This window comes from Streptomyces niveus, from assembly GCF_001723055.1.
In the GTDB taxonomy this organism is placed as follows: domain Bacteria; phylum Actinomycetota; class Actinomycetes; order Streptomycetales; family Streptomycetaceae; genus Streptomyces; species Streptomyces niveus.
Genome location: NZ_MDCR01000281.1, coordinates 1 through 11,703, shown reverse-complemented (window position 1 = coordinate 11,703; position 11,703 = coordinate 1). Strand labels below are relative to the sequence as shown.

The window sequence follows — 11,703 nt, the reverse complement described above, 5'->3', positions numbered from 1 at the left end:
CGTGCGCGCGCTGATCGAACGTCTCGGGCTCGGCGGCTGCGGCCGTACGCCCTACCGGCGGCTCTCCGGCGGCCAGCAGCAGCGGCTCTCGCTCGCCATGGCGGTCGTCGGCCGGCCCGAGCTGGTGTTCCTGGACGAGCCGACCGCGGGGCTCGACCCGCAGGCCCGCCGCTCCACCTGGGACCTGGTGCGCGAGCTGCGCGCCGACGGTGTGGCGACGGTGCTCACCACGCACTTCATGGACGAGGCCGAGGAACTGGCCGACGACGTCGCCATCGTCGACGCCGGGCGTGTCGTGGCCCACGGCACCACCGAGGAGCTGTGCCGGGGCGGCGCCGAGAACACCCTGCGTTTCACCGGCCGCCCGGGACTCGACGTCGGCTCGCTGCTCAAGGCGCTGCCCGACGGGTCGGCCGCCGCCGAGCTGACGCCGGGCGCGTACCGGATCGGCGGCACGATCGACCCGCAGCTGCTCGCGACGGTGACGTCCTGGTGCGCGCAGCACGGGGTGATGCCGGACAGGATCTCCGTCGAGCGGCACACGCTGGAGGACGTCTTCCTCGAACTGACCGGCAAGGAGCTGCGTCCATGAGCACCGACACGAGCACCGGTACGCAGATGAGCGCCGGCGCGCGGGCGGGCGCCGGTACGTACGCGCCCGCCCCGGGCGCGGCGCCGCTGTCGCGGATGATCGCCGCGCAGACGGCCTTCGAGACGAAGATGCTGCTGCGCAACGGCGAGCAGCTGCTGCTGACCGTGATCATCCCGAGTCTGCTGCTGGTGCTGTTCTCGACGGTCGACATCATCGACACCGGCTCGGGCGCGGCGGTCGACTTCCTGGCCCCCGGCGTCCTCGCGCTGGCCGTGATGTCGACGGCCTTCACGGGACAGGCCATCGCGACGGGCTTCGAGCGGCGTTACGGGGTGCTGAAGCGGCTCGGCGCCTCGCCGCTGCCGCGCTGGGCACTGATGACCGCCAAGACGCTCTCCGTCCTGGTCACCGAAGTGCTCCAGATCGTGCTGCTGACGGTCATCGCGTTCGCGCTCGGCTGGTCGCCGGACGGCAACCCGTTCGCCGTGCTGCTGCTGCTCGTTCTCGGCACGGCCGCGTTCTCCGGGCTCGGGCTGCTGATGGCGGGCACGCTCAAGGCGGAGGCGACGCTGGCGGCGGCGAATCTGGTGTTCGTGCTGCTGCTGGTGGGCGGCGGCGTGATCGTACCGCTGGACAAATTCCCCGAGGTGGCGCAGACGTTGCTCGGTCTGCTGCCGATCTCGGCCCTCTCCGAGGGGCTGCGGGACGTGCTCCAGCACGGTGCGGGGATGCCCTGGGACAACCTCGGGGTGCTGGCCGTCTGGGCGGTGCTCGGGCTCGGGGCGGCGGCCCGCTTCTTCCGCTGGGAGTAGGAAGCCGTCCCTCCAGGCTGCCGGGATGACGCCCGTCGAGTACCGGCCCGCCCAGCGCCGCTTCGTCCTGTGGATCTGCGGCGTCTTCGGCGTCTGGGGCGTGGTGGCGGTCGGGGTGTGCGTCTTCGGCAGCCCCGGACTCCTGTCCTGGCTCGGCCTGGCGTTCGTCGACGAGAAGGGCATACGCGTCTGGCGGCCCGTGGGACATCACCCTGCGCCGGCACCGGGCCACCGGGCGCCCTTGAGCACCCCCTCGTGACTGCGTTCACAAACCCCCGCCTACCATGGTTGCCGTGTGGAACCCCCTCGACTACATCGCGCAGCGCTGGACACCCTCCCCCCGGATCCTGCGCCGCGCCGCGCTCTCCGCCGTCGTGATGACCGTCGTCATCATCGTCACCGGCGGCGCCGTCCGGCTCACGGGCTCCGGGCTCGGCTGCGACACCTGGCCGAAGTGCACGGACGACAGCCTGTTCGCGACGCCCGAGCAGGGTCTGCACGGCGCGATCGAGTTCGGCAACCGGATGCTGACGTACGTCCTGTCGGCCGCCGTCGGCTGGGCGATCGTCGCGGCCCGGTCGGTCAAGCCCCGGCGGCGCGGACTGACCCGGCTCGCCTGGAGCATGTTCTGGCTGGTGGTGGTGAACGCCGTCATGGGCGGCATCACGGTCCACATGGAGCTGAACCCCTGGACGGTGGCGGTCCACTTCCTGCTCGCCAACGCCCTGCTCACCGTCACGGTGCTCGTCTGGCAGCGCACCCGCGAGGGCGACGCGTCGGCCCGGCCGCGGGTCCCCCGTCCCGTACGGAAGCTGTCCTGGGCGCTGATCGTCGCGACGGTCGTACTGATCGCCCTCGGTACGACGGTGACCGGTTCCGGCAAGCACGCGGGTGACAGCAGCGAGGTGCCGCGCATGCCGTGGGACTGGATCGACGCGGCGCACGTCCACGCGGCGGCGGCCTGGCTGGTCTGCGCGCTGGCCATCGCGATGTGGCTGGTGCTGCGCGTCGTGGACGCCCCGGACGACACCCGGGCGCGGGCGCGTGACCTGCTGATCGTCCTGCTCGCGCAGGGCGGGGTGGGCTATGTGCAGTTCTTCACCGACGTGCCCGAGGTCCTGGTCGGCGTCCATATGCTCGGCTCCGCGCTGACCTGGATCGCCGTGCTGCGGCTCGTGTTGAGCCTGCGTGAGCGGCCCGTGCGGGACCCGGCGATCCCGGCGCAGGCGGACCCGGCCGACCCGGCCCTGTCCAAGGCCTGAGCCGCTCCGAGGCCCTGAGCCCGGACCACCGGAACGTCACTTCTCGTCCAGGCCGTACACCCGGCGGGCGTTGCCCGACGCGATCATCTCCGCCACGCGCTGCGCGTCGGCGAGCGCCCACGAACCGTCCGCCGCCCAGCCGCCGAGCACCCGCGCCAGCGCCTGCCGGAAGACGCTCGCGCCCACCACGTGCAGTTCGGGCAGCCCGCGCGCGCCGCTGGAGTAGAGCAGCTTCCCGAACGGGGCCAGCTCCAGCATCTCCGCGAGGGCGTCCGCCGCGCGGGCCCCGGTGTGCGCGAGTGCCGGGCCCAGATCCACGTACACGTGCGGGAACGCCCCCGCCAGCCGCGCGGCGTGCCGGTGGTACGGCCTGCCGTGCAGCAGCACCAGGTCGGTGCCGAGCCCGGCCGTGGCCGCCGCGAAGCCCGCGATCTGCGCCGGAGCGCCGTCGGGGCAGCCGCCCCGGCACCCCTCGCCGCCACCGCCCGCGTGCAGTTGGAGCGGCAGCCCGGTGGCGACGGCGGTCCACAGCAGATGTCTGAGCAGTACGGGGTCGGTGAGCCGGCCGCCCACCCGCCGCCGGGTGAGCCAGCGTCCGGCGGCGGCGCGCACCTCGCCGGGGCCCGGCGGCTCGGACGCCGGGGCGGGGCCGTGGCGCAGGGCGGTCACGGACACGAAGGCGACGGCCGAACCGGCCGCCGTGTGCACGGCGTGGGCGAGGTTGGCGAGCAGCGAGTCGACGGTGCCCGAGGTGTCGGCCACCTGCTGGGCGAGCAGTTCGAGCCGTACGATCTCGCGGGCCTCGGCGGCGCCCGCCGCCGCGATCTCCTCGGGTCCGGTCAGATCGCCGGGCAGCCCGGTGTCCACCAGATAGGTCGTGACGCCGGTGCCGCGCAGGAGCCGCCGGCCGGCCTCCAGGACGCCGAGTTCCCGGCGCCGGGCGAGATAGCCGGCGGGCGAGGTGTGCGGCTGGAGTCCCAGGAGCGGCGGGCACCAGCGCCGTACGGCGAATCCGGTCTGGGTGTCGAAGAACGTGGTGCCGGCGGCGGGCGGGCCCGCGGTCCTGCCGAGCTGGGCCTCGAAGGTGCCGAGGCCCAGTTCCGTACGGAGGACGCCGTGGCAGTTCTGGTCCACCAGAGTCGTTGTCTCGATCATGGGGCTTCCCGTCGTGGACCGTATCCCTACAGTCCTAACGGGCAAGGCGCGCTCGGGTGTTGGTCTGCCCGGCGATCGAGGCGCCCCGGGCTACTCGTTGGCGGGGCCGCCGAGCTGGATGCCCGCCATGCGGTTCCACTCGTACGGGCCGGTGCGGACCTTCGCGGCGAACTCGCCGTCGAACGCCTCGTGCACGGTGATCCCGGCCTTCTCGACGGCCTTCAGCGCCACGTCGTGCGAGGGGGCGACCAGATCGCCCCAGTCGCCGTCCTGGGCCACGAGCACGATACGGGTGCCCGCCCGGCCCAGATACGCGAGTTGCCCCTCGGCGGCGCCGCCGTGCCGTTTCGCGAACGCGCCGATCTGCCGCGCCAGTCGGGCCGCGCGCCGCTCGTCGCGTACGGCCTGTCGGCCCGGACGCCCGCCGTCGCCGGTCTGCTCGTCAACCTCGGTCTCTGCCATGACAGACATGCTACCGACGGGTAGTCGTTCCATCGAAGTGCTGTGGCGCTTCTATCGGAGGAAGGGGTCGACCGCGACGGCCACGAAGAGCAGCGACACATAGGTGATCGACCAGTGGAACAGCCGCATCTCCTTGAGCTTGCCGCCCGTCGCACCGGACTTGGCGCGCGACTGGAGCCCGTGCGCCTCCCAGAGCCACCAGCCGCCGGCCACCAGAGCCACCGCCGTGTAGAACCAGCCGGTGTAGCCGAGCGGGGTCAGCAGCAGCGAAACCCCCACCATCACCCAGCTGTAGAGGACGATCTGGCGGGCCACGGTCTGGTTCGACGCGACGACGGGGAGCATGGGCACGCCCACCCGCGCGTAGTCCTCGCGCACCTTCATCGACAGCGGCCAGTAGTGCGGCGGCGTCCAGAAGAACATGACGAGGAAGAGGATGACGGCGGCCCAGGACAGCGAGTTGGTGACCGCCGACCAGCCGATGAAGACCGGCATGCAGCCGGCGATGCCGCCCCAGACGATGTTCTGCGAGGTACGCCGCTTGAGGACCATCGTGTAGAGGACGACGTAGAACAGGAGCGCGCCGAGCGCGAGCGCCGCCGACAGCCAGTTGACCAGCAGGCCGAACCAGAGCGTCGAGATCACGGCCAGGGCGAGCCCGAAGGCGAGGCCCTCACGTGGCGACACCATGCCGGTGACCAGCGGGCGCTGCGACGTGCGGTCCATCAACGCGTCGATGTCCCGGTCGATGTACATGTTCAGGGCGTTGGCGCCGCCGGCGGACAGATAGCCGCCGACGCAGGTGACGAGCACCAGCCACAGGTCGGGTACGCCCTGCTCGGCCAGGAACATCACCGGCACGGTGGTGATGAGCAGCAGCTCGATGATCCGTGGTTTGGTCAGCGCCACGAAGGCTTTGACGCGGGCGCCGAACGGCCGATGGCCCCCCGGGCTCGGAGTCAGGACGACCCCTGCGGGTCGGGACTCGACGGCCGTCACGTACACCCCAGACAGAGAAATCCCAGCAAGCTCCGGGCGTGAAGGCCCGATAAAGACTTGCGCGTACCACGCCACTCTAGACGTTGCCCATACGTCGTTCTTCGCGGGGGTGGGCTCGTGTTGACGCCTGGTGGGGGCGCCGCGCGATCGCCCCCTGGAGAGACGGCGGACACCCGCCCGGCACCCTGACGGTGTCTCTTCTTTACGGAAGTGGACGGGAATGGTCGCGCGGCGCCACGAGGGTAGGCTCGGCAGCGAACCGGTGCGCCCTCAGACACCGGGATTCGACATGTGGAGAGGAGCCCTGACTCAGGGTGAGCACCAAGCCGACCACCACAGATCTCGAAGAGTGGACCGACCTGGACAGCAAGGCGGTCGATACCGTCCGAGTCCTGGCCATGGACGCCGTACAGAAGGTCGGCAACGGCCATCCCGGTACGGCGATGAGCCTGGCGCCTGCCGCCTATGTGCTCTTCCAGAAGCTGATGCGGCACGATCCGGCCGACGCGCAGTGGACCGGACGTGACCGGTTCATTCTCTCCGCGGGCCACTCGTCGCTGACTCTCTACATCCAGCTGTACCTCGCGGGTTACGGGCTGGAGCTGGACGACCTGAAGGCGTTCCGGACCTGGGGTTCGAAGACCCCCGGGCACCCGGAGTACGGACACACGGTCGGCGTCGAGACCACCACCGGGCCGCTCGGCCAGGGCGTCGCCAACGGTGTGGGCATGGCGATGGCCGCCCGTTACGAGCGCGGTCTGTACGACCCGGAGGCGGCCCCCGGCACCTCTCCCTTCGACCACACCGTCTGGGTGATCGCGGGTGACGGCTGTCTTCAGGAGGGTGTCTCCGGCGAGGCGTCGTCGCTGGCCGGCCACCAGAAGCTGGGCAACCTCGTCCTGCTCTGGGACGACAACCACATCTCCATCGAGGGTGACACCGAGACGGCCGTCTCCGAGGACACCCTCAAGCGGTACGAGGCGTACGGCTGGCACGTCCAGCGCGTCGAGCAGCTGCCGAACGGTGACCTCGACCCGGCGGGTCTGGCGCGGGCGCTGAAGGCCGCGCAGGACGAGACCGAGCGTCCCTCGTTCATCGCCGCGCGCTCGATCATCGCCTGGCCCGCCCCGCACGCGCAGAACACCGAGGCCGCGCACGGCTCGGCGCTGGGCGACGAGGAGGTCGCCGCGACCAAGCGGGTGCTGGGCTTCGACCCGGAGCAGACCTTCGAGGTCGCCGACGAGGTCGTGGCGCACACGCGCCGGGCGCTCGACCGGGGCCGCGAGACGCGCGCCGAGTGGGAGAAGACGTTCGCCGCGTGGCGTACGGCCAACCCCGAGCGTGCCGCGACGTTCGACCGGGTCCGCGCGGGCGAGCTGCCCGAGGGCTGGGAGACGAAGCTGCCGGTCTTCGAGACGGGCAAGGGTGTCGCCACCCGCGCCGCGTCCGGCAAGGTGCTCCAGGCGCTCGGGGCGGTCATCCCCGAGCTGTGGGGCGGCTCCGCCGACCTCGCGGGGTCCAACAACACCACGATCGACAAGACCTCGTCGTTCCTCCCGGCGGGCAACCCGCTGCCGGAGGCGGACCCTTACGGCCGCACGGTGCACTACGGCATCCGCGAGCACGCGATGGGTTCGACGATGAACGGCATCGCGCTGCACGGCAACACCCGTATCTACGGCGGCACTTTCCTGGTGTTCTCCGACTACATGCGCCCGGCCGTGCGACTCGCGGCACTGATGCAGGTGCCCGTCACCTACGTCTGGACGCACGACTCGGTCGGTCTGGGCGAGGACGGTCCGACGCACCAGCCGGTCGAGCACCTGGCGGTCCTGCGGGCCATCCCCGGTCTCAACATCGTGCGTCCCGCCGACGCCAACGAGACGGCGATCGCCTGGCGCGAGATCCTCAAGCGGCACGCCAAGGGCGCTCCGCACGGACTGGCGCTGACGCGTCAGGGCGTGCCGACGTACGAGGCCAACGAGGGCGCGGCCAAGGGTGGTTACGTGCTGTTCGAGGCCGAGGGCGGCGAGCCCCAGGTGGTGCTGATCGGTACCGGCTCCGAGGTGCAGCTGGCCGTCGAGGCACGCGAGCAGCTCCAGGCCGCGGGCATCGCGACCCGTGTCGTGTCGATGCCGTCCGTCGAGTGGTTCGAGGAGCAGGACCAGGCGTACCGGGACAGCGTCCTGCCGCCGTCCGTGCGGGCGCGCGTGGCGGTCGAGGCCGGAATCGGCCTCACCTGGCACCGTTTTGTGGGCGAGGCCGGCCGCATCGTCTCGCTGGAGCACTTCGGCGCCTCGGCCGACGGCAAGGTCCTGTTCCAGGAGTTCGGATTCACCGCGGACGCGGTCGCCTCCGCCGCTCGGGAATCTCTCGCCGCCGTGGCGCGCTGACGCAGGTATACGACAAGTAGGAGATGCAATTCTCATGACAGACGCACTCAAGCGCCTCTCCGACGAAGGTGTCGCGATCTGGCTCGACGACCTGTCGCGCAAGCGCATCACATCCGGCAATCTCGCCGAACTGATGGACCAGCAGCACGTCGTGGGCGTGACCACCAATCCGTCCATCTTCCAGAAGGCGATCTCCGAGGGCGACGGCTACGAACCGCAGCTCCGGGACCTCGCCACCCGCGGGGTGACCACGGAGGAAGCCCTCCGCATGATCACGACGGCGGACGTCCGTGACGCCGCCGACGTGCTGCGTCCGGTGTTCGACGAGACGCAGGGCCAGGACGGCCGTGTCTCGATCGAGGTCGACCCCCGGCTCGCCCACAGCACGGCGGCCACCGTCGCCGAGGCGAAGCAGCTGGCCTGGCTGGTGGACCGTCCGAACACCTTCATCAAGATCCCCGCCACCCGGGCGGGGCTGCCGGCGATCACCGAGACGATTGCCCGGGGCATCAGTGTCAATGTGACGCTGATCTTCTCGCTGGCCCGCTACCGCGAGGTGATGGACGCGTACCTGTCAGGTCTGGAGAAGGCGAACGCCGCGGGCCTCGACCTCTCCAAGATCTACTCGGTGGCGTCCTTCTTCGTGTCCCGCGTGGACACCGAGATCGACAAGCGGCTCGACGCGCTGGGCACGGACGAGGCGAAGGCCGCGCGCGGCAAGGCCGCCGTCGCCAACGCCCGGCTGGCCTACGAGGCGTACGAAGACGTCTTCGGCACCGACCGCTGGGCGGCGCTGGACCGTGCCCAGGCCAACAAGCAGCGCCCGCTGTGGGCCTCGACGGGCGTCAAGGACCCGGCGTACCGCGACACGATGTACGTGGACGACCTGGTCGCCCCGCACACCGTGAACACCATGCCGGAGGCCACTCTGGACGCGGTCGCCGAGCACGGATCGGTCACCGGTGACACCGTGAAGGGTACGTACGACCAGGCGCGCGCGGATCTCGAAGCCGTCGAGAAGCTGGGCATCTCCTACGACGACGTCGTCCAGGTGCTGGAGGACGAGGGCGTCGAGAAGTTCGAGAAGGCCTGGACCGACCTGCTCAAGTCGACCGAGGCGGAACTGAAGCGCCTCGCCCCTTCGGAGGACTGAACCCTTGACCGCAACCCACGGAGCGAACCCGCTTCGTGACGCCGCGGACCGACGGCTCCCGCGTATCGCGGGGCCGTCGGGCCTGGTCATCTTTGGCGTCACGGGCGATTTGTCCCGTAAAAAGTTGATGCCTGCCGTGTATGACCTCGCCAACCGGGGCCTGCTGCCGCCCGGCTTCTCCCTCGTGGGCTACGCCCGTCGCGAGTGGCAGGACGAGGATTTCGCGCAGGAGGTCCACGACGCCGTCAAGGCGCACGCCCGTACGCCCTTCCGGGAGGAGGTCTGGCAGCAGCTCATCCAGGGGATGCGCTTCGTCCAGGGTGACTTCGACGACGACCAGGCCTTCGAGAACCTGAAGTCCACCATCCAGGATCTCGACAAGGTGCAGGGCACGGGCGGCAACTTCGCCTTCTACCTCTCCGTACCGCCCAAGTTCTTCCCCAAGGTCGTCAAGCAGCTCAAGAAGCACGGGCTGGCCGACCAGAAGGAGGGCTCCTGGCGGCGCGCCGTCATCGAGAAGCCCTTCGGCCACGACCTGGTCTCCGCGCAGGAGCTCAACAAGGTCGTGCACGAGGTCTTCCCGTCCAACGAGGTCTTCCGGATCGACCACTACCTGGGCAAGGAGACCGTCCAGAACATTCTGGCGCTGCGTTTCGCGAACACCCTCTTCGAGCCGATCTGGAACCGGTCGTACGTCGACCACGTGCAGATCACCATGGCCGAGGACATCGGCATCGGCGGCCGGGCCGGCTACTACGACGGCATCGGCGCCGCGCGCGACGTCATCCAGAACCACCTCCTCCAACTCCTCGCGCTCACCGCCATGGAGGAGCCCTCCTCCTTCGACGCGGACGCGCTGGCCGCCGAGAAGACCAAGGTGCTGGGCGCCGTACGGCTGCCGCACGACCTGGGCAAGGACACGGTGCGCGGGCAGTACGCCGCCGGGTGGCAGGGCGGCGAGAAGGCCGTCGGCTATCTCCAGGAAGACGGCATCGACCCCAAGTCGAAGACCGACACCTACGCCGCGGTGAAGGTGGAGATCGACAACCGCCGCTGGGCGGGCGTGCCGTTCTACCTCCGTACCGGAAAGCGCCTGGGCCGCCGGGTCACCGAGATCGCGGTCGTGTTCCAGCGGGCCCCGCACTCCCCCTTCGACCACACGGCCACCGAGGAGCTGGGACAGAACGCCCTGGTCATCCGGGTCCAGCCGGACGAGGGCGTGACCATGCGGTTCGGTTCCAAGGTGCCCGGCACGGCGATGGAGGTGCGGGACGTCTCGATGGACTTCGCGTACGGCGAGTCCTTCACGGAGTCCAGCCCCGAGGCGTACGAGCGACTGCTGCTCGACGTGCTGCTCGGCGACTCCAACCTCTTCCCCCGTACGGAGGAGGTCGAGCTGTCCTGGAAGATCCTCGACCCGATCGAGCAGTACTGGGACAAGCACGGCAAGCCCGCGCAGTACGAGTCCGGGACCTGGGGTCCGGTCGAGGCGGACGAAATGCTCGCACGACACGGACGGAGCTGGCGTCGGCCATGAAGATCGACCTTACGGACACCACGTCCAGCAAGATCAACAAGGCGCTGGTCGAGGGACGCCGGGCGATCGGCACCCCGGCCGTCGGCATGGTCCTCACCCTGGTCCTCGTCACCGACGAGGAGAACGCCTACGACGCGCTCAGGGCCGCCAACGAGGCGTCCCGCGAGCACCCCTCCCGCAAGCTGGTCGTCGTCAAGCGGTTCTCCCGCTCGGCGCGCGACCGGTCCAAGGCGCGTCTCGACGCCGAGGTGCGGGTGGGCGTGGAGGCCGGCACCGGTGAGACGGTCGTGCTGCGGCTGTACGGCGAGGTCATCGAGCACGCCCAGTCGGTCGTCCTGCCGCTGCTGCTGCCGGACGCGCCGGTCGTGGTGTGGTGGGCGGCCAACGCGCCGGACAACCCCGCGAAGGACCCGCTGGGCACGCTGGCCCAGCGCAGGGTGACGGACACCTACGCCGCCGAGAACCCGATCGAGGAGCTCAAAGCGCGGGCGGCCGTCTACACCCCCGGCGACACGGACCTGGCGTGGAGCCGGATCACCCCGTGGCGCTCGATGCTGGCCGCCGCGCTGGACCAGGTCGACTGCAAGGTCACCGCGGTCCGGGTGGAGGGCGAGGAGCTGAACGCGAGCTGCGAGCTGCTCGGCATGTGGCTGGCGGAGCGGCTGCACGTCCCGGTCACCCGCGCGGTGTCGGGGGGACCCGGCCTCACGTCGGTCCGGATGGAGACCGACTGCGGTCCGATCGAGCTGCGCCGCTCGGACGGCTCCCTGGCGACGCTGGCCATCGAGGGGCAGCCGGACCGGGCGGTGGCGCTCAACCGGCGGGAGACCTCGGAGCTGATCGCCGAGGAGCTGCGCCGGCTGGACCCGGACGACACGTACGCGTCGACGCTGCGGTTCGGCGTGGACCGGCTGGCGGCGGCGGACTCCGAGAAGTCCGGCGACAGCGCCCAGCCGGCCAAGAAGGCGGCGTCCACGCGGACGGCCGCCGCCAAGAAGGCGGCGTCCAAGTGAGCGTCCCGCAACTCGTCGTCCACCGCGACAAGGAGCTGATGGCGCAGGCCGCGGCGGCCCGGCTGATCACGAAGATCGTGGACGCCCAGGCCGCGCGGGGCTCCGCGTCGATCGTCCTCACGGGCGGGCGCAACGGCAACGGCCTGCTGGCCGCGCTGTCGCAGGCGCCCGCCCGGGACGCGGTGGACTGGACCCGGCTCGACCTGTGGTGGGGCGACGAGCGCTTCCTGCCGGAGGGCGACCCGGAACGCAACGTCACCCAGGCGCGGGCGGCGCTGCTGGACTCGGTGCCGCTGGACCCGGGAGGGGTCCAGCGGCACCGAGT

The 11,703-nt window shown here is 70.9% G+C and carries 12 protein-coding genes; 9 read left to right on the top strand and 3 right to left on the bottom strand.

Annotated features, from left to right (window positions below; translation table 11 throughout):
- The 4 genes from BHU15_RS28115 to BHU15_RS28100 all read left to right on the top strand — a co-directional run.
- A partial coding sequence (locus tag BHU15_RS28115; protein ID WP_141726897.1) for an ATP-binding cassette domain-containing protein occupies positions 1 to 592 on the top strand: 592 nt, incomplete at its 5' end.
- A gap of 26 nt (positions 593 to 618) precedes the next feature.
- Complete coding sequence (locus BHU15_RS28110; protein ID WP_069629737.1) at positions 619 to 1,404, top strand: ABC transporter permease; 786 nt, start codon at positions 619 to 621, stop codon at positions 1,402 to 1,404.
- Between the two features lie 25 nt (positions 1,405 to 1,429).
- The gene (locus BHU15_RS28105) at positions 1,430 to 1,663 is read left to right on the top strand and encodes a hypothetical protein (RefSeq protein ID WP_069629735.1); all 234 of its coding nucleotides are present in this window, start codon (positions 1,430 to 1,432) and stop codon (positions 1,661 to 1,663) included.
- Between the two features lie 25 nt (positions 1,664 to 1,688).
- The gene (locus BHU15_RS28100; protein WP_069629734.1) at positions 1,689 to 2,666 is read left to right on the top strand and encodes a COX15/CtaA family protein; all 978 of its coding nucleotides are present in this window, start codon (positions 1,689 to 1,691) and stop codon (positions 2,664 to 2,666) included.
- 36 nt (positions 2,667 to 2,702) lie between these two features.
- On the opposite strand, the gene BHU15_RS28095 is transcribed toward BHU15_RS28100, so the two are convergent.
- The 3 genes from BHU15_RS28095 to BHU15_RS28085 form a co-directional block, all read right to left on the bottom strand.
- On the bottom strand, positions 2,703 to 3,821 hold the full coding sequence (locus tag BHU15_RS28095) for an amidohydrolase family protein (RefSeq protein ID WP_069629733.1): 1,119 nt from the start codon (positions 3,819 to 3,821) through the stop codon (positions 2,703 to 2,705).
- Positions 3,822 to 3,911: 90 nt separating this feature from the next.
- The gene (locus BHU15_RS28090; RefSeq protein ID WP_069629732.1) at positions 3,912 to 4,283 is read right to left on the bottom strand and encodes a hypothetical protein; all 372 of its coding nucleotides are present in this window, start codon (positions 4,281 to 4,283) and stop codon (positions 3,912 to 3,914) included.
- Between the two features lie 51 nt (positions 4,284 to 4,334).
- Positions 4,335 to 5,282 (bottom strand): heme o synthase, encoded by a 948-nt coding sequence (locus tag BHU15_RS28085; protein WP_069629736.1) that lies wholly within the window; start codon positions 5,280 to 5,282, stop codon positions 4,335 to 4,337.
- A gap of 314 nt (positions 5,283 to 5,596) precedes the next feature.
- On the opposite strand from BHU15_RS28085, the gene tkt reads away from it, so the two are divergent.
- The 5 genes from tkt to BHU15_RS28060 all read left to right on the top strand — a co-directional run.
- Positions 5,597 to 7,675 (top strand): transketolase, encoded by a 2,079-nt coding sequence (gene tkt / locus BHU15_RS28080; protein ID WP_069629731.1) that lies wholly within the window; start codon positions 5,597 to 5,599, stop codon positions 7,673 to 7,675.
- A gap of 34 nt (positions 7,676 to 7,709) precedes the next feature.
- Positions 7,710 to 8,828 (top strand): transaldolase, encoded by a 1,119-nt coding sequence (gene tal / locus BHU15_RS28075; protein WP_069629730.1) that lies wholly within the window; start codon positions 7,710 to 7,712, stop codon positions 8,826 to 8,828.
- Positions 8,829 to 8,832: 4 nt separating this feature from the next.
- Positions 8,833 to 10,365, top strand: a complete 1,533-nt coding sequence (gene zwf / locus BHU15_RS28070; protein WP_069629729.1) for a glucose-6-phosphate dehydrogenase — start codon at positions 8,833 to 8,835, stop codon at positions 10,363 to 10,365.
- Complete coding sequence (gene opcA, locus BHU15_RS28065) at positions 10,362 to 11,378, top strand: glucose-6-phosphate dehydrogenase assembly protein OpcA (RefSeq protein ID WP_069629728.1); 1,017 nt, start codon at positions 10,362 to 10,364, stop codon at positions 11,376 to 11,378. Before zwf ends, opcA begins: the two co-directional genes overlap by 4 nt.
- The coding region (locus BHU15_RS28060) for a 6-phosphogluconolactonase (protein WP_171908461.1) at positions 11,375 to 11,703 on the top strand (329 nt) is incomplete at its 3' end. The genes opcA and BHU15_RS28060, both read left to right, overlap by 4 nt.